Annotated in this window: 16 protein-coding genes; 7 read left to right on the top strand and 9 right to left on the bottom strand. The window is 62.6% G+C overall.

Annotated elements, in window-relative coordinates; genetic code table 11:
- Window positions 1–158: 158 nt before the first annotated feature.
- Window positions 159–1,496 carry a DEAD/DEAH box helicase gene (locus EJD88_RS18815; RefSeq protein WP_158878723.1) on the bottom strand — a complete coding sequence of 446 codons (1,338 nt, stop codon included), beginning with the start codon at window positions 1,494–1,496 and terminating at the stop codon, window positions 159–161.
- 48 nt (window positions 1,497–1,544) lie between these two features.
- A complete protein-coding gene (yedA, locus tag EJD88_RS18810; RefSeq protein ID WP_099584705.1) occupies window positions 1,545–2,441 on the bottom strand; it encodes a drug/metabolite exporter YedA in 897 nt (298 codons plus the stop codon).
- 161 nt (window positions 2,442–2,602) lie between these two features.
- Between yedA and EJD88_RS18805 the strand changes: the two genes are divergently transcribed.
- Complete coding sequence (locus EJD88_RS18805) at window positions 2,603–3,055, top strand: Lrp/AsnC family transcriptional regulator (RefSeq protein ID WP_099584704.1); 453 nt, start codon at window positions 2,603–2,605, stop codon at window positions 3,053–3,055.
- A gap of 176 nt (window positions 3,056–3,231) precedes the next feature.
- On the opposite strand, the gene EJD88_RS18800 is transcribed toward EJD88_RS18805, so the two are convergent.
- The 3 genes from EJD88_RS18800 to EJD88_RS18790 form a co-directional block, all read right to left on the bottom strand.
- A complete protein-coding gene (locus EJD88_RS18800) occupies window positions 3,232–3,843 on the bottom strand; it encodes a PolC-type DNA polymerase III (RefSeq protein WP_099584701.1) in 612 nt (203 codons plus the stop codon).
- A gap of 25 nt (window positions 3,844–3,868) precedes the next feature.
- Window positions 3,869–4,345, bottom strand: coding sequence for an NYN domain-containing protein (locus EJD88_RS18795; RefSeq protein WP_099584700.1), 477 nt, complete (start codon window positions 4,343–4,345; stop codon window positions 3,869–3,871).
- A 117-nt stretch (window positions 4,346–4,462) separates the two neighbouring features.
- Entirely contained in the window at window positions 4,463–5,206 is a 744-nt protein-coding gene (locus EJD88_RS18790; protein ID WP_158878722.1) for a DUF2076 domain-containing protein, read from the bottom strand.
- Window positions 5,207–5,386: 180 nt separating this feature from the next.
- Here EJD88_RS18790 and EJD88_RS18785 point away from each other — a divergent pair, with 180 nt between their 5' ends.
- Together EJD88_RS18785 and EJD88_RS18780 are read left to right on the top strand one after the other, a co-directional pair.
- The gene (locus EJD88_RS18785) at window positions 5,387–6,046 is read left to right on the top strand and encodes a YciC family protein (RefSeq protein ID WP_099584828.1); all 660 of its coding nucleotides are present in this window, start codon (window positions 5,387–5,389) and stop codon (window positions 6,044–6,046) included.
- Between the two features lie 40 nt (window positions 6,047–6,086).
- Window positions 6,087–7,175 carry an endonuclease/exonuclease/phosphatase family protein gene (locus EJD88_RS18780; RefSeq protein WP_158878721.1) on the top strand — a complete coding sequence of 363 codons (1,089 nt, stop codon included), beginning with the start codon at window positions 6,087–6,089 and terminating at the stop codon, window positions 7,173–7,175.
- Between the two features lie 126 nt (window positions 7,176–7,301).
- Here EJD88_RS18780 and hrpB read toward each other — a convergent pair whose 3' ends face one another.
- Window positions 7,302–9,809 carry an ATP-dependent helicase HrpB gene (gene hrpB / locus EJD88_RS18775; protein ID WP_158878720.1) on the bottom strand — a complete coding sequence of 836 codons (2,508 nt, stop codon included), beginning with the start codon at window positions 9,807–9,809 and terminating at the stop codon, window positions 7,302–7,304.
- 110 nt (window positions 9,810–9,919) lie between these two features.
- Between hrpB and EJD88_RS18770 the strand changes: the two genes are divergently transcribed.
- Window positions 9,920–10,339, top strand: a complete 420-nt coding sequence (locus EJD88_RS18770; RefSeq protein ID WP_158878719.1) for a polyribonucleotide nucleotidyltransferase — start codon at window positions 9,920–9,922, stop codon at window positions 10,337–10,339.
- A gap of 9 nt (window positions 10,340–10,348) precedes the next feature.
- A complete protein-coding gene (locus EJD88_RS18765; protein ID WP_158878718.1) occupies window positions 10,349–11,242 on the top strand; it encodes a cation diffusion facilitator family transporter in 894 nt (297 codons plus the stop codon).
- Here EJD88_RS18765 and EJD88_RS18760 read toward each other — a convergent pair.
- Complete coding sequence (locus EJD88_RS18760; protein WP_158878717.1) at window positions 11,239–12,273, bottom strand: DUF6515 family protein; 1,035 nt, start codon at window positions 12,271–12,273, stop codon at window positions 11,239–11,241. The two genes, EJD88_RS18765 and EJD88_RS18760, sit on opposite strands and share 4 nt — an antisense overlap.
- Before the next feature lie 397 nt (window positions 12,274–12,670).
- Here EJD88_RS18760 and EJD88_RS18755 point away from each other — a divergent pair, with 397 nt between their 5' ends.
- Window positions 12,671–13,150: an Lrp/AsnC family transcriptional regulator gene (locus EJD88_RS18755; protein ID WP_003176264.1), complete on the top strand. Its 480-nt coding sequence runs from the start codon at window positions 12,671–12,673 to the stop codon at window positions 13,148–13,150.
- Window positions 13,151–13,285: 135 nt separating this feature from the next.
- Window positions 13,286–13,495 carry a DUF2788 domain-containing protein gene (locus EJD88_RS18750; RefSeq protein ID WP_025999909.1) on the top strand — a complete coding sequence of 70 codons (210 nt, stop codon included), beginning with the start codon at window positions 13,286–13,288 and terminating at the stop codon, window positions 13,493–13,495.
- On the opposite strand, the gene EJD88_RS18745 is transcribed toward EJD88_RS18750, so the two are convergent.
- Window positions 13,490–14,125, bottom strand: coding sequence for a pseudouridine synthase (locus EJD88_RS18745; RefSeq protein ID WP_158878716.1), 636 nt, complete (start codon window positions 14,123–14,125; stop codon window positions 13,490–13,492). The genes EJD88_RS18750 and EJD88_RS18745 overlap by 6 nt on opposite strands.
- Before the next feature lie 72 nt (window positions 14,126–14,197).
- The gene (gene amn / locus EJD88_RS18740) at window positions 14,198–15,670 is read right to left on the bottom strand and encodes an AMP nucleosidase (protein WP_003176267.1); all 1,473 of its coding nucleotides are present in this window, start codon (window positions 15,668–15,670) and stop codon (window positions 14,198–14,200) included.
- Window positions 15,671–15,675: the final 5 nt, after the last annotated feature.

Genomic DNA, 15,675 nt, shown 5'->3' with positions numbered 1-15,675 from the left:
TTTTTCTGAAAAAACGCGGTGGCTTTGATGGGGCTGCTTCGCAGCCCAGCGCGGGACAAGCCCGCTCACCACAACAGCCCAGTTGCCATAGATTCAGCATCCACGGGAAGTTGTGTAGATACCTATGCCCCGATAGGGCCATCAGCCAAACCGCAAAATCACTTCTTCTTACGCGGCCCGGTATTAAACACCGGCACCTTGCGCACCGGCTTGATCGACGGCTCCACCGGCGCCGACTCCCCGCTGTCCACCCACTTGCCCAGGTTGCGCTTACCGCCGCCGCCACCCGAGTTTTTAGGCTTCTTCGGTTTTTTCGGTTTCTTCACCACTTGCCCGCTGGCATCGGTGCCCGGCACGCGGTGTTCCGGTTCGAAGTCGGGCTCCATCTTGCGGGTCAGGGTCTGACGGGTCAGCATCTCGATGGCCGACAGCATGTTCACTTCATCGGCGCACACCAGGGAAATCGCCTCGCCGGTGTTGCCCGCACGCCCGGTACGGCCGATACGGTGGATGTAGTCCTCAGCCACGATCGGCAGGTCGAAGTTGACCACCATCGGCAGGTCTTCGATATCCAGGCCACGGGCCGCCACATCGGTGGCGACCAGGATCTGCACTTCGCTGCTCTTGAAGCGATCCAGCGCGCGCTGGCGAGTGGCTTGCGGCTTGTCGCCATGGATGCCGTCGGCATTGATGCCCAGGCCCTGCAACTTATCCACCAGCGCATCCACGCCGTTGCGGGTCTTGGCGAACACCAGCACCTGCTTCCAGCGGCCTTTGCGCATCAGGTGCACAAACAGCTCTGCCTTGCGCTTCTTGTCCACCGGCACTACCCACTGCTTGACGGTGTTGGCGGCGACGTTGCGCGGGCTGACTTCGATACTCAGCGGGTCGTTGAGCATCTGCCCGGCCAGCGTGCGGATCTCATCGGAGAAAGTCGCGGAGAACAGCAAGGTCTGGCGCTTTTTCGGCAACATGCGGTAGATGTTCGCCAGCTCTTCGGAGAAGCCCAGGTCGAGCATGCGGTCGGCTTCGTCCAGCACCAGGGTTTGCAGTTGATTGAGCTTCAGCGCGTTCTGGCGGAACAGGTCGATCAGGCGGCCAGGGGTGGCGACCAGAATGTCGACGCCCTTGCGCAGCTTCATCATCTGCGGGTTGATGCTCACGCCGCCGTACACCGCGTAGGTGGTCAACGGCAGGTTTTGCGCGTATTCGGCGACGCTGGCGTGTACCTGCTCGGCCAGTTCGCGGGTCGGGCACAGGATCAGCGCACGCGCCGAGTTGGCGGCGACTTTCGGCCCTTCCATCGTCAGCAGTTGCAGCAGCGGCAAGGCAAAACCGGCGGTCTTGCCGGTGCCGGTCTGGGCCGCAGCCATCAGGTCGCGACCGGCCAGCACCGCCGGAATGGCTTGCGCCTGCACCGGCGTCGGGGTCTGGTAGCCAAGCGTCTCAAGGGCGCGCAGCAAGGGTTCGATCAGGCCAAGTGTGGCGAAAGTCATGTGTTTACCGTAGGAAAAATTCAGCGCAAGGGCGTAATGCGCGGCAGTTTACCTTATTTCCGGCTTGGGCTTTCGCCACTGGGGCAGACTGATCAACAGCACCGCGCTGATGATCACCAGCATCGCCAAGGCTTCTTCCAGGCCGATGGTCTCGCCAATGAACACAATCCCCAGCAACACCGCCACCGCCGGGTTGACGTAGGCATAACTGGTGGCCGCCGCCGGGCGGACGTGTTTGAGCAGGTACATGTAGGCGTTGAACGCGATGATCGAGCCGAACACGGCCAGGTACGCCAGGGCCAGCCAGCCTTCCAGCGGCGGCATGGCTTGCAGGTGTTCGCCGGTGAGCGCACTGGCGATCAACAGCGTCACGCCGGCTACCAGCATTTCTGCGGCACTGGCCATGGCACCCGGCGGCAGCGGCAGGCGCCGGCTCCACACCGAACCAAACGCCCACGACGCCGCTGCAAACAGCAGCAATGCCGCGCCCATCGGGCTCGACTGCAACGTGCTGCCCATATTGAGCATGGCAATGCCGACCATCCCCAGGATCACGCCCGCCCATTCCAAGCGGGTATTGCGTGCGCCCCAGAAATACCCGCACAGCAAGGTGAACAGCGGCACCGTCGCCACCGCCAGCGCAGCCACACCGGACGACACCCCCGTGTGCTCGGCCACGCTCACCGCACCGTTACCGAAGGTGAGCAGCAAAATGCCGATCTTCGCGGCCGCCTTCCACTGCTCCCAGGTCGGCGCCGGCGCCCCGCGCCAGCGCAGGAAGCCATACATCGCCGCCCCCGCCAGCAGAAAGCGGATCCCGCCCAGCATCAGCGGCGGCCAGTATTCGACGCCGATGCGGATCACCAGATAGGTAGACCCCCAGATCACATACAACGCAAAAAAGGCGGCGATCAACGGTAAGGGAAAGCGACGTGTGCCAGGCATGGGGCGGCTCGAAAGCAGATATAAGAGACGCTTATTCTAAAAAGGCAGGTCGTTAAACATAAGTTACAAAACCTGTTTAAACCGCCCATACACTTTTCAAACCATGGTTATGAAGGCTATAACCCATGCTTTCGAAAGCCACCCGCTACTGGAGCCTTATCATGGACAAATACGACCGCATGCTCCTCAGCGCCCTGCTCGAAGACGGCCGCGCGTCCTACGCGCAACTGGCGCGCACGGTAAACCTCTCCGCCCCCGCCGTGGCCGAGCGCGTGGCCAAGCTGGAAGCCAGCGGGGTGATCACCGGTTACCAGGCCAAGGTGGATATGTCGAAGGTCGGTTTGCCGATCCAGTGTGTGATTGAGCTGAGGCTGACCAATCATGGGAGCCAGAAGGTGTACGACGCACTGGCCGAAATCCCCGAGCTGACCGAATGCCACCGGGTGACCGGCGATCCGTGCGTGATCATGCAGGCTGCGGTGGGGTCAATGCCGCAGTTGGAGAACTTGATCAATCGGGTGGCGAAGTTTGGCTTCAGCAAGACTTCGATCATCTTGTCGAGCGCGATAGAGCGGCGGGTGCCGTTGGGGCAGTTGGCCGTTAACGGGAAATGATGGTGACTGATCTACCGTCATCGGGGGCATGGGTATCTACACAACTCTCAAAGGCTTACACATAACACTGTGGGAGGGGGCTTGCCCCCGATGGCGGCGGGTCAGTTACAGAAAAACGACTGACACACCGCTATCGGGGGCAAGCCCCCTCCCACATTTTGAGCGGCGTTGTTCTGTCAGAACCCGCGATGCTTCTTCAAATGCTCATTGATCTTCGCCGCCGGCACTTTCTGCAGGGTGCACAGAAAATCGTGGGACAGCTCGCGCAAGCCGTGGGTACGCCGCAATTCCTGGGCCAGGTGCGCCGTAAGGTTGGCCGCCATTTCCGCATCCGCCAGCGCCCGGTGGGCCTGGCCGGTGTGGGGCAGTTTTGCGAATGAGTTCAACGTGCCGAGCTTGTGGTTCGGCGCAGCCGGCATCAATCGGCGGGCCAGCAGCAGGGAGCAGGCGAATTTTTGCAGGCGGGTGCGGCGGATCAGGCCGAGTTCAAAGTCCCAGAACTTCTGGTCGAACGCGGCGTTGTGCGCCATCAGCGGCGTGGTGCCGACGAATTCATTCACTTCGTTCATCACCCGCTCGGCCGGTGGAGCGCTGCGCAGCATGGCGTTGCTGATGCCGGTGAGTTGTTCGATAAAGCCCGGCACGCGCACGCCTGCGTTCATCAGGCTCTGGTAGCGGTCCACGATCTGGCCACGCTCAAGGATGACCACGGCAATTTCCGTGGCCCGGCAGTGGCTGCTCGGCGTGATGCCGGTGGTTTCAAAGTCGATGACCGCTATACGTTCCAAACCTGTTCCAACTCCGTCTGAGCATTTATTTGAGCAGCAACGCGCCTTCGATCGGCACGTAGCGGCTGGCGGCGCGTATCAGTGAATTGGCCGTCAGCCCCGGCACGCCGTAGGCCACGGCTTCAACCCCATGCTTTTGGATGATGCGTTCGAGCAGCATGTCGAAATCACCGTCGCCGGAGGCCAGCACCACTTCGTCGACGTGGTCGGCGGCGTCCATGATGTCGAGGGTGATGCCCACGTCCCAGTCGCCCTTGGCCGAGCCGTCACTGCGCTGGATGTACGGTTTGAGTTTCACCGTAAAGCCCAGGTTGCGCAGGATCTGCTGGAATTGCTGCTGCTTGCTGTCGCCACGGTCGATGGCATAGGCGTACGCCTCGACGATCTGCCCGCGGGAGCCGATGTCTGCCCAGAGGGCGGCGTAGTTGAAGTGGCAGCCGTACGCCTGGCGGACGGTGTAGTAGAGGTTTTGTACATCGGCGAACACTGCAATTTTCTTCACCGCACTTCCTCATGACAGCCAGGCGCCAGAGCCCGGAAAGGGTGCCAGTATGCCAGCCGCGAGAAAGTTTCCGGAAAAAATCAGACCGGGACGCCGCAGCGCCCCGGACTAGGTATGTCAGACGAAGGAATCGTCGTCGCCAAAGGAAGAGGAATCGTCGGAATAATCGCTATCGGCAAAACTGTCCGCGTTGTTGCCGCCCCAGTTGTCATTGCCGGCAAATTTTTGGTCATCATTGCCCCAGCCGCCTTGATCGCTGGCCGGTGCCGGTTGCTCGATGATTTCTTCCACCACCTGCGGTTGCTGGTTGTGATGGAACAGGCTGCTGATGCCTTCGGCCAGCAATACACCACCGGCCACGCCGGCGGCGGTTTTCATCGCGCCGCCGAGGAAGCCACTGCCCATTGGCGCGGCGGCGGCCGGTTGTTGGGGCTGTTGATAGTTTTGCTGCGGCGCGGGCTGGCCGCCGAACGAAGGCCGCGTTGGTTCACGCCAGCCTCCGCCCGAATTGCTCGGCGCGCTCGGCGCCGCTTGCGCGTCACGGGAACCGCCGCCGCCAAAGATGCTCGACAAGAAACCACCGCCGCTCGACGCCGCCGGCTGCGTGGATTTGGCCCGCTGCAACTCGTCCTGCAATTGCTGGATCTGTTGCGCCTGCTGTTTGTTCTGCGCGTCGAGACTCTTGAGTGCGTGTTCCTGCACCAGAATCGACTGGGTCATGTAGTACCCGGCGGCCGGTTGGCGAGTCATGTGCTCCTTGATCCGCGCTTCGGCCTGGGCGTCGCGGGGGGCTGAGTCCGTTTCGGCTTGCTGCAACCGTGAAAACAGTCCATCGATCAGGGTTTGCTCTTCGCTGTTCATGGCGACCTCGTTAGATTGCCGGTAGAAATTCTGGTCCCGCCTGTGATCAGGTCGGGTGCTTTCCAGTTATGGGGGTGTTACGAGTTGTTTCAATGGTCTTTACTCAAGGTTTACGTTTGTGCCCCTCTGACCGTGATCGGTTAAAGTGTCGCCCTTGTTTCCAGGCCTGCGATGAACCTGATGAATCCGTTAGACGTCTTGCGCGACTCCCTCCGTTTTACCCGCAGCAACCTGGGCGCCATCGTCCAGTTGTGCCTGCCGCTGGTGATTCTCGAAGCCTTGCTGCAACAGATACTGGACCACACGCTGGGCGCGGATGCGTTTGCCGGCTACAGCGTGGTGGTGGGGTTATTGGTGTACCCGCTGTACACCGGCGCGCTGATCCTGTTCCTCGATGCGCGCACCCGTGGCGAGTCGCCGCGCACCAAGGATGTGTGGGCGATGGCGCTGGCCTTGTGGCCGCGTTTTGCGCTGCTGACGGCCATGAGCACGCTGCTGATCCTGCTGGGCCTGTCGCTGTATTTCCTGCCGGGCCTGTGGCTGATGGTGGTGCTGGCCTTCGCCGAGTACCTGCTGGTGCTGCGCGGCATGCCGGCACTGGAGGCGATGAAGGAAAGTTTGCGTCTGACCCGTGGGCATTTCTGGCGGATCCTGGTGTGCCTGCTGTGCGTCATGACCCCGCTGTGGCTGCTCAAAGGCGCCAGCGTGGCGGCGTATCCCAACCCGGCGCCGTTGCTGGGGCTGTTGATGGACAGTGCCCACAGCTTCCTGCAGTTGTTCACCAGTGTGGTGCTGTTCCGTTTATTCATGCTGATCGGTGGCGATGCCGACGCGCGGTGATATGCTCCGTGCCATTCCTGAAACGCTATAAGCCGAGCCGATGACCCGTTTATTGCGCATCACCTTGCTGGGCCTGCTGATTCTCGCAGGCGTGCTCACCGCCCTGATCTACAGCCTGACCTGGCGCCCCGCGCCCAAGGAAACCTTGCCAGTGAGCTGCGTCGCGCCCCGTGCGCCGACGCTGCTGCCGGGGCAGGCGCTCAAGGTCATGACGTGGAACGTGCAATACCTGGCCGGCAAGAACTACGTGTTCTGGTACGACCCCCCCGACGGCAACGGCCCGGACGACCGCCCCACCGTGGAAGACATGGCCGTGAGCCTGGACGAAGTGGCGCGGGTGATTCGCGACGAACAGCCCGACATCCTGCTGTTGCAGGAACTCGACGAAAACGCCAAGCCCTCCCATTACCAGGACCAGTTCGCGCTGTTGCAGGAACGCCTGGTCGACCTCTACCCGTGCAGCGCCCAGGCCTTCGACTGGAAGGCCGACTTTGTGCCCGACCTGCATATCTTCGGCAGCGTCGGCCGCAAACTCGCGACCCTCAGCCGCTACCAGATCGAACACGCCGAACGCCTGCAACTGCCGGCGCCGGACGCCAACATCATCCACCGCCAATTCCAGCCAAAACCGGCCTTGCTGCTGACCTACCTGCCCCTGAGCGACGGCGGCCAACTGGCGGTGCTCAACACCCGCCTGGACGACGACGCACCTGGGCGCAGTGCCGTGCAGGAGCAAGTGCAAGCCACCGTGAAATTACTGGATAAATTCGAAGGCCGCGGCACCCCGTGGCTGATCGGCGGCGACTTCAACCTGCTGCCACTGGGGCAATTCCTACGGTTGGATGCTGGCAAGCGCGGGCAGTATTCGCCGGACAGCGAACTGCATTTGTTGTGGGACAAATACCCGATGATCCCGAGCAACAGCCAATCCAGCGGGATAAACCGTGAAAAATGGCTGACGTATTTCCCCAATGACCCAAGCCTGGACGGGCCGGATCGCACGGTGGATTACCTGTTCTATAGCTCGCGGATCAAGCGGGTGGAGGCGAAGGTGCGACAGGAGGATACGTTGCGTATCTCAAATCATCTGCCGGTAATAGCCCGGTTCCTGCTGCCCGCCGCGCAATAACTAACGCTAAAGATCCAAATGTGGGAGGGGGCTTGCCCCCGATGGCGGTGTATCAGTTGAAATACCTTTCACTGACCTACTGCTATCGGGGGCAAGCCCCCTCCCACATTTAGATCTCTGTAACGCTTACTTGCGCGGCTTGATCCGGGCCGTCGGCTCGGCGATCAACGGATCATCCGGCCAATAGTGTTTCGGATAACGCCCCTTCAAATCCTTCTTCACCTCGGCGTAGGTACTGCGCCAGAAATTCGCCAGGTCCTGCGTCACCTGCACCGGCCGCCGCGCCGGGGACAGCAGGTGCAACTTCACCACCTGACGCCCGCCGGCAATGCGCGGCGTATCCGCCAGCCCGAACAGCTCCTGCAAGCGTACCGCCAGGATCGGCGGCTGTTCGCTGTAGTCCAGGCGCACCGACGAGCCAGACGGCACTTTCACATGCTGCGGCGCCAGTTCGTCGAGGCGCTGGGGCAGCGGCCAGGGCAGCAGGTTGTGCAGGTAGCTGGAGATATCCAGGCTGGCAAAATGGCTCAGGCGTGAGACTTTGCCCAGGTAGGGCATCAGCCAGTGCTCCAAACCGGCGAGCAAGGCCTTGTCGCTGATGTCGGGCCATTCGCTGGTTTTGCCGGTGTCCAACTGGCGCAGTAGCATCACGCGGGCCTGCCATTGGCGCAGCTCGGGCGTCCAGGGCAACAGTTCCAGGCCTTTGCGCCGCACCAGATTGACCAGCGCCTGGCTGCGTGCGGATTCGTCGAGGCCGGTCAGCGGTTCGCGGCTGAGCACCAGTTCACCGACTTTGCGCTGGCGTTCGGCGCGCAATACGCCTTCGCGCTCGTCCCAGTCCAACTGGTCAACATTGCGCACTTGCTCGGCGAGTACCGACTCGAACAGCGCTGGATCAAAATCCGCTGCCAGGTAGATGCGTTCTTCGCGCTGGCCCTGGCGGCTGCCCAGGTCGGCGATGACCAGCCAGGGTTGTTTCATCAGGCTGTCGGCTTCGGCGAACAGCGCAGCGCGGCCGTTGGCCAGGCGGTATTCGGCGCCGCCGGGGCGGCGTTGCTGGGCGACGCGGTCTGGGTACGCCAGGGCGAGCAAAGCGCCGAGCCAACGTGGATGCTCGGGATCGGCCACCGGTTGCGTGGCCTTGCCTCGCAAATACCCGCGATATTGCCGCGCCAATTGCCTGGCCCGTTGTACGCCGCCTTGGGTGCCCCGCGCCCGTTCTTCGCCGGAGAGCAACGCCAGACGACTGTGCACATCCGCGCCGCCGCCGCGCAAGATATCGCGCTCACCCAACAAGGCGGCGACATCACACGCGGTGGCCGCCAGCCCCAGGTCCTGCCCGCGCAGCAGCAAATGGGCGATGCGCGGGTGAGCCGGCAATTCGGCCATTTTCTGGCCATGGCCGGTCAGTGTGTCTTCGTTTAATGCGCCGAGGCGTTGCAACAGATCCTGGGCCTGGGCATAGGCGGCGGTCGGCGGCACATCCAGCCACACCAACTGCGTGGGCGTGACACCCCAGCGCGCCAGTTGCAAGGCCAGGCCGGCGAGGTCAGCCGCGAGGATTTCCGCACTGCCATACGCGGCCAGGCCTTCATGCTGGTCTTCGGACCACAATCGATAACACACGCCCGGTTCCAGGCGCCCTGCCCGGCCGGCGCGCTGGGTGGCGCTGGCGCGGGAAATGCGCTGGGTGTCGAGGCGGGTCATGCCGCTGCCGGGGTCGAAACGCGGCACCCGCGCCAACCCGGCGTCGATCACCACGCGCACGCCGTTGATGGTCAGGCTGGTCTCGGCGATGTTGGTGGCCAGTACGATTTTGCGTTTACCTGCAGGTGCCGGGTCGATGGCGGCGCGCTGGGCGTTCAAGTCCAACTCGCCATGCAGCGGGCACAACAGCACATCCAGGCGATCACCCAGCGCGTCGGCCAGTTGCTGGTGGACCCGGCGAATCTCGGCCTGCCCCGGCAGAAACACCAGCACGCTGCCGGTCTCGTCATGCACCGCTTCGAGGACGGTCTGCACCACCCGCGGCTCGATAAATTCGCCAGCCTGGTACGGCCGGCCCCAGCGCATCTGCACCGGGAACATGCGCCCCTCACTGCGCAGGATCGGCGCGTCATCCAGCAGGCTGGCCAGGCGCTCACCTTCCAGGGTCGCGGACATCAGCAGGATTTTCAGCGGTTGCTCGTCGCGAAACAGCTCGCGGCCGTTGAGGCTCAGGGCCAGCGCCAGGTCGGCGTCGAGGCTGCGTTCGTGGAACTCGTCAAAGATCAGCAGGCCCACGCCGTCCAGCGCCGGGTCGTCCTGCAGGCGACGGGTGAGGATGCCCTCGGTAACCACTTCGATGCGAGTGTTGGGGCCGACTTTACTGTCGAGGCGGATGCGGTAGCCGACGGTTTCGCCGACCTTTTCACCCAGCTCACTGGCCAGGCGTTCGGCAGCGGCGCGTGCGGCCAGGCGGCGTGGTTCGAGCATCAGGATGGTCTGCCCGGCCAGCCAGGGCTCGTTTAATAAGGCCAAGGGCACACGGGTGGTTTTACCGGCGCCGGGCGGCGCTTCCAGCACGGCTTCATGGCGATTCGCCAAGGCGTCACGCAGGGCGGGTAAAACATCATCGATTGGCAACGAATTCATACTGGCTCCAAAGCAGAGCGGCGAGTATAACGGCGAACTGCCGGATGCCGACGCTGGTCTCAATGGCAGTGCTATATAGTCCCGTATCAACTGTGTTCAGGAGAGTCTTCATGCGTATCGCTTCCCGTGTCATCGGCGGTGTCCTCGCCGTCACACTGCTGAGCCAACTGACGGCCTGCGGTTCGATTTTCTACCCGGACCGCCGTGGCCAGATCGACGGCAAGATCGACCCGACGATTGCCGTACTCGACGCCGTGGGCCTGCTGTTTTATGTAATCCCCGGCCTGATCGCCTTTGGCGTCGACTTCGCCACGGGCGCCATTTACTTCGAACCGGGCAAGACCGCCCAGGTGTCCCCGGAAAAACTCCACGAAGCCATTGGCGCCGACGGCAAGGTCGACAATGCCAAGCTGCAAAGCATCATCCAGAAAGAAACCGGCCGTACCTTGCCGCTGGACGATCCGCGCATGATCCAGTTCAAGGGCAGCGTGCAGCAACTCGCCAGCCTGGGCCTGCAACCCGCCGCATAAGGACTGCCCATGACCAGCAGCCCCGAACACGCCAGGCTTCTGCGCCTGGCCACCCGCGCCTCCGTTGGCGTGGCCTGTGTGCTGATTGTTACCAAGGCGATTGCCTGGTGGTTCAGCGGGTCGGTGAGCATGCTCGCCGGGCTGACGGACTCGTTGCTCGATGGCGTGACGTCACTGTTGAACCTGCTGGCGGTGCATTACGCCTTGCGCCCGGCCGATGACGATCACCGTTACGGCCATGGCAAGGCGGAGTCGCTGGCGGGCATGGCTCAGGCGCTGTTTATCGGCGGCAGTGCGGTGTTGATCGCGCTGCAGGCCTATACGCGCTTGCAGCATCCCGAGCCCGTGGGGGCGCCGTGGTTGAGCATCGGGGTGATCGTGTTTTCGCTGGCGCTGACGGTGGCGCTGCTGATGCTGCAACACCGGGTGATCCGCGAAACCGGCTCCAATGCCGTGCGCGCCGATTCGCTGCATTACCGCTCCGACCTGATGCTCAACGGCAGCATCCTGGTGGCGCTGGTGCTGGCGGGCTTCGGTTTCCATCAGGTCGATGCCTGGTTCGGGCTGGGGATTGCCGCCTACATCTTGTGGAGCGCGATCCAGATCGCCCGCGAAAGCTTTGCGGTGCTGATGGATGAAGAACTGCCGCCGGACGTGAGCCAGCACATGCTCGAACTCGCCCGTGGGGTGCCCGGGGTACTGGGGGCCCATGACCTGCGCACGCGGGTGTCGGGCAACCACTGGTTTGTGCAGTTGCACCTGGAGTTGCCGGGGGAGTTGACCCTGTCAGTGGCCCACGGCATCAGCGATCAGGCCGCCGATGCCATTCACCACGTCTACCCGCGCGCCGAAGTGCTGGTGCACGCCGACCCGCAGGAAGTGGTCACGGGCGCCAAGGCCTAATACTGGACCTGGTAACCGCGACTGCTCAAGCAGTTGCCCTGGGCCTGACGGTAGGCTTGCACCACCGCCGGGTCAGGGGCGTAGGTGACGGCCTGCGGGTCGAAGCCGCTTTGCTGCACCGCCCAGCGGTAACAGTCATAACCGTCCTGCTGCACCTGGGCCGGTGACTGGCCGTTGGCCGGATAGGCGACCACGTCATAGCCATTGCCCTGCGGCGCCGGTTGCGGCGAAGGCACTTGCGCCGGGGGTTGGACCACCACGTATTGCTGGGTGCTTTGCTCGTAGGCGTAGTAGGCGCCAGCGGCAAGGAATAGCAGTGAACCCCCCACCCACACTTCCCGCGCATAATCCGGCAGGTAATGCACCCGGATGCCATACGGCGGCGCCACTACGACGTAGCGCGGCCCCTGTGGGCGATACCAGTAGCCGCCGGAGAAAAAGTAGTCCTGCCCGCGATACGGCACGCGGTAATTGCGGTCGGGGAAACGATCAATGATATAGCCGGGACGATGCTGCGGGCCTGGGCCCCAGCCATTGCCATGGCCGTCGGGGCGACCTGGCCAGCGATTATCGTTGGGACGTCCGCTGTCGCCCGGACGGGAACCTGGGCCGCCGGCCTCCCAATGTCGGTTGTCGTCGTTGCGCCGGGGAATGTCGCGGTAGTAACCCTGGCGCGGTTCCTGGGTCTGGCGCACGGTATCGGGCCGGCCCTGGATCGGCAGGTTGTTTGCCGGTTGGGGCTGCGGCGCCGGCCGAGGCTGCTCATTGTTTTGCGGACGACTTTGCCATTGCCCGCCGCCGTTAGGGCCGCCACGTTCAAAATGCTGATTCTGCGGACGTGGCTGATTGTTCTCGGGTCGCGGCGGATTATTTTCGGGCCGCCCGCCTTCAGGACCACGCTCATGCTGCCCACCACCGCCTTGCGGCCGCTGCCCTTGATTCGGTGAGTTATCGCGCTCGTCAGCCACGACTTGCGTGCCGACACTGACCACCAGCAAACCAACACCTGCCATACGCCAGATGCGCTTCATGCTATTCCTCACTGCGGATTAGGGCCTGTCCATGAGACTGGAAAAGAGGGGCCCGGTTCTGGCACAGGTTATCAGCAGGCAAAAGAAAAGGGGTGACCCGTCGGCCACCCCTTGAGAACTTCGTCCTGGCTCAACGCTTTTGGCGTTGGCTCACCTCACGCCGTCTTGTAGACAGTGTGCAGCCTGGAGGCCGGCTCAACCCTGCTGGGGTGGCGGCCGCAGCAGGCCTGATTGGGCTCGCTGCTGTGGACTGTTGTCCAGGCGGTGATTCTGTTGATAAAGATACAGGCCCGCGCCCGCCAGATGATTGCGAAGATTGCGTCAATAAACAGTGCTTGCGCAATTTTTAACCCTTCATGGATAATTCACCGCAATAGTTACGACAAAGGCCAACCCAATGAGCAAGCTTGACCGATACGACCTGAGTATTTTGGCGGAATTGCAGCGTGACGCGAGGATCTCCAACCAGGAGTTGGCCGAGCGCATCGGCTTGTCGCCTTCGCCGTGCTCGCGCCGGGTCAAGCAGTTGGAGGACGATGGGTACATCTCGCGCCAGGTCGCCCTGCTCGACCGCAAGATGCTCGGCCTGAGTCTCACGGCCTACGTGCTGATCGGCATGGACCGTCACACGCCCGAGCGTTTCGAGAACTTCGAAGCGGCCATCCGCACCTTGCCGCAAGTGCTCGAATGCAGCCTTGTGACGGGGATGGATGCGGACTACCAGTTGAAAGTGGTGGTGCCGGATATGGATCACTATCAGAAATTGCTGCTGGGGCACCTGACCCGGATCGAAGGGGTGACCAGTGTGCGGTCGAGTTTTGTGCTCAACCAGGTATTGAACAGCACCGAGCTGCCATTGACCCACCTGCGCACCTGAGATCAGTGAAGGTCAAATGTGGGAGGGAGCAATCCCCCTCCCACATTTGGATTACGCTTGGACTCAGGTCAATGTTGCGCCTGTAGCGCTGCCTTATACTTGCCGCCCGCCCCACGGAAGAGCCCCATGAACAACATCGACCCCGCCCTCTTCGAAGAATGGATGATGACCGGCCTCGTCACCATCCTGATCATTTTCATGGGCTTTATCGTCTGGGACCTGGCGAAGAAATCCAAAGCCGGGCGCTTTGGCTCGTTCATCCTGTTTTTCGTGCTGGGCCTGGGCGTGGCCGCGTTCATCATCAAGAGCGTGGTAATCGGCCTGATCGAGTCCGGCGCCTTATAAGCGCGCCGGCACTTCCTTCCACTGGCCTTGGTCGAGGCCTTCGATAGACCAGTCGCCAATGCGCACGCGCACCAGGCGCAAGGTCGGCAAGCCTACCGCTGCGGTCATACGCCGTACCTGGCGGTTACGCCCCTCACGAATCACCAGCTCCAGCCAGTGGGTCGGCACGCTTTTGCGAAACCGCACCGGCGGGTTGCGCGGCCATAACTCCGGTTCTTCCAGTTGTCGCGCTTCGGCGGGCAAGGTCTTGCCATCGTTAAGCTCGACACCGTCGCGCAGTTGCTGCAGTTGTTCTTGCGTCGGCTCGCCTTCCACCTGAACCCAGTAGGTTTTCGCCAGCTTGTGCTTGGGATCGGCAATCCGTGCCTGCAACTGGCCGTCATTGGTCAGCAGCAACAGGCCTTCGCTGTCGCGGTCCAGTCGGCCCGCCGGGTAGATGCCGGGTATGTCGATAAAATCCTTGAGGGTCGCCCGTCCGCCTTCGTCGCTGAACTGGGTCAGCACGTCGAATGGCTTATTGAACAGGATCAACTTCGGCTCGGCCGGTGGCGCCTTGGCGACACGACGAGCGGAGGAATGCGGAGGTTTCACACCAGGGCGGCGCGAATCGGGGCGAGTAGGACGGGACATGGCAAAAGGAACATCTAACGGTCAGGACCGACAATGCTAGTGGCCTGACCGCTAAATGACCATCCCAACCGCTTAGCGGAACGGCGGTTCGTCGAAGCTGCGCAGTTTGCGCGAGTGCAGCGAGTTAAGTTCGGTGCGCAACAGGTCCACCGCCTCGATGCCGATCTTCAAGTGCTGGCTGACCGCACGTTCATAGAACGCGTTGGCCGAACCGGGCAGTTTGATCTCACTGTGCAGCGGTTTATCCGAGACACACAGCAAGGTGCCGTACGGCACTCGCAAACGGTAGCCTTGGGCAGCGATGGTGCCGCTTTCCATGTCCACCGCCACGGCGCGGGACAGGTTGATCAGCGGCCGTTCCTGAGCCCAGCGCAGTTCCCAGTTACGGTCGTCGTAGGTCAGCACGGTGCCGGTGCGCAGGCGTTTTTTAAGCTCTTCGCCTTTTTCGCCGGTGACATTGGCGGCGGCTTGCTGCAAGGCCATCTGCACTTCGGCCAGGGCCGGAATCGGGATGTTCGGCGGTACCACGCGGTCGAGAATCCCGTCGCGACGCATGTAGGCGTGGGCCAGTACGTAGTCGCCGATGGTCTGGGATTGGCGCAGGCCGCCGCAGTGGCCGATCATCAGCCAGCAATGCGGACGCAGCACAGCGAGGTGGTCGGTGATGTTCTTGGCGTTGGATGGGCCCACGCCGATATTCACCAATGTCACGCCGTGGCCATCAGTGGCCTGCAGGTGGTATGCCGGCATCTGGTAACGGTGCCAGACCACACCCGCAGCGATGGCTGACGCTTCGCCATGGTCCATGCTCTTGTCGATCACCACGTTGCCCGGCAGCACCATGCGGATAAAGCGTGGGTCGCTGCGCAATTGCTCCAGGCCATGCAGGATGAACTGGTCGACGTAACGGTGATAGTTGGTCAGCAGGATCCACGGCTGCACATGTCGCCAGTCGCTGCCGGTGTAATGCACCAGACGGCGCAGAGAGAAGTCCACACGGGCCGCATCGAACAGTGCCAGGGGCAGCGGGTCGGTGTTTTCCCAGTCGTAGAGGCCATCGGCAATGCCATCGGTGGCGGCCGACAAGTCGGTGCTCGGGAACACCCGGGCCAGGGTCGCAGCGGTCACGCCGGAGCCGGCTAGCTCGTCGCCCTGCTCCACCACGTACGGGTAAGGAATATTCTGCTGGCTGACGCCCACTTCCACCGTCACGGTGAAGTCGTGCATCAACGGCACCAGTTGCTCCAGCAGGTATTTACGGAATGCCGACGGGTGGGTGACGGTGACGCTGTAGGTCCCCGGCAACTGAACCTTGGCATATGCCCGGGTGGTCTGTGGGACTTCGCCGTGGCAGTGGTAGGTCAGGCGCAGTTCCGGATAGCGAAACAGAGCGCGTTGTGCGGCGTCGGGTTCGACGCGGTCCTTGAGGTATTGCTTGAGGGCCTGGTTGAGCGCGCCGGTAGCACGCTCATGCAGAGCCGCCAGCCGGTCCACGGCTTCTTCGGCGGTTTGAACGACAACAAAAGCTTCGGTCACGGTAAGCATCCTGT

The sequence above is a fragment of the Pseudomonas sp. PB105 genome (assembly GCF_009764655.1).
Taxonomy (GTDB): domain Bacteria; phylum Pseudomonadota; class Gammaproteobacteria; order Pseudomonadales; family Pseudomonadaceae; genus Aquipseudomonas; species Aquipseudomonas cyclaminis.
Note: the sequence above shows the minus strand (reverse complement) of the source record. Positions and strands in the feature narration are given on the sequence as shown.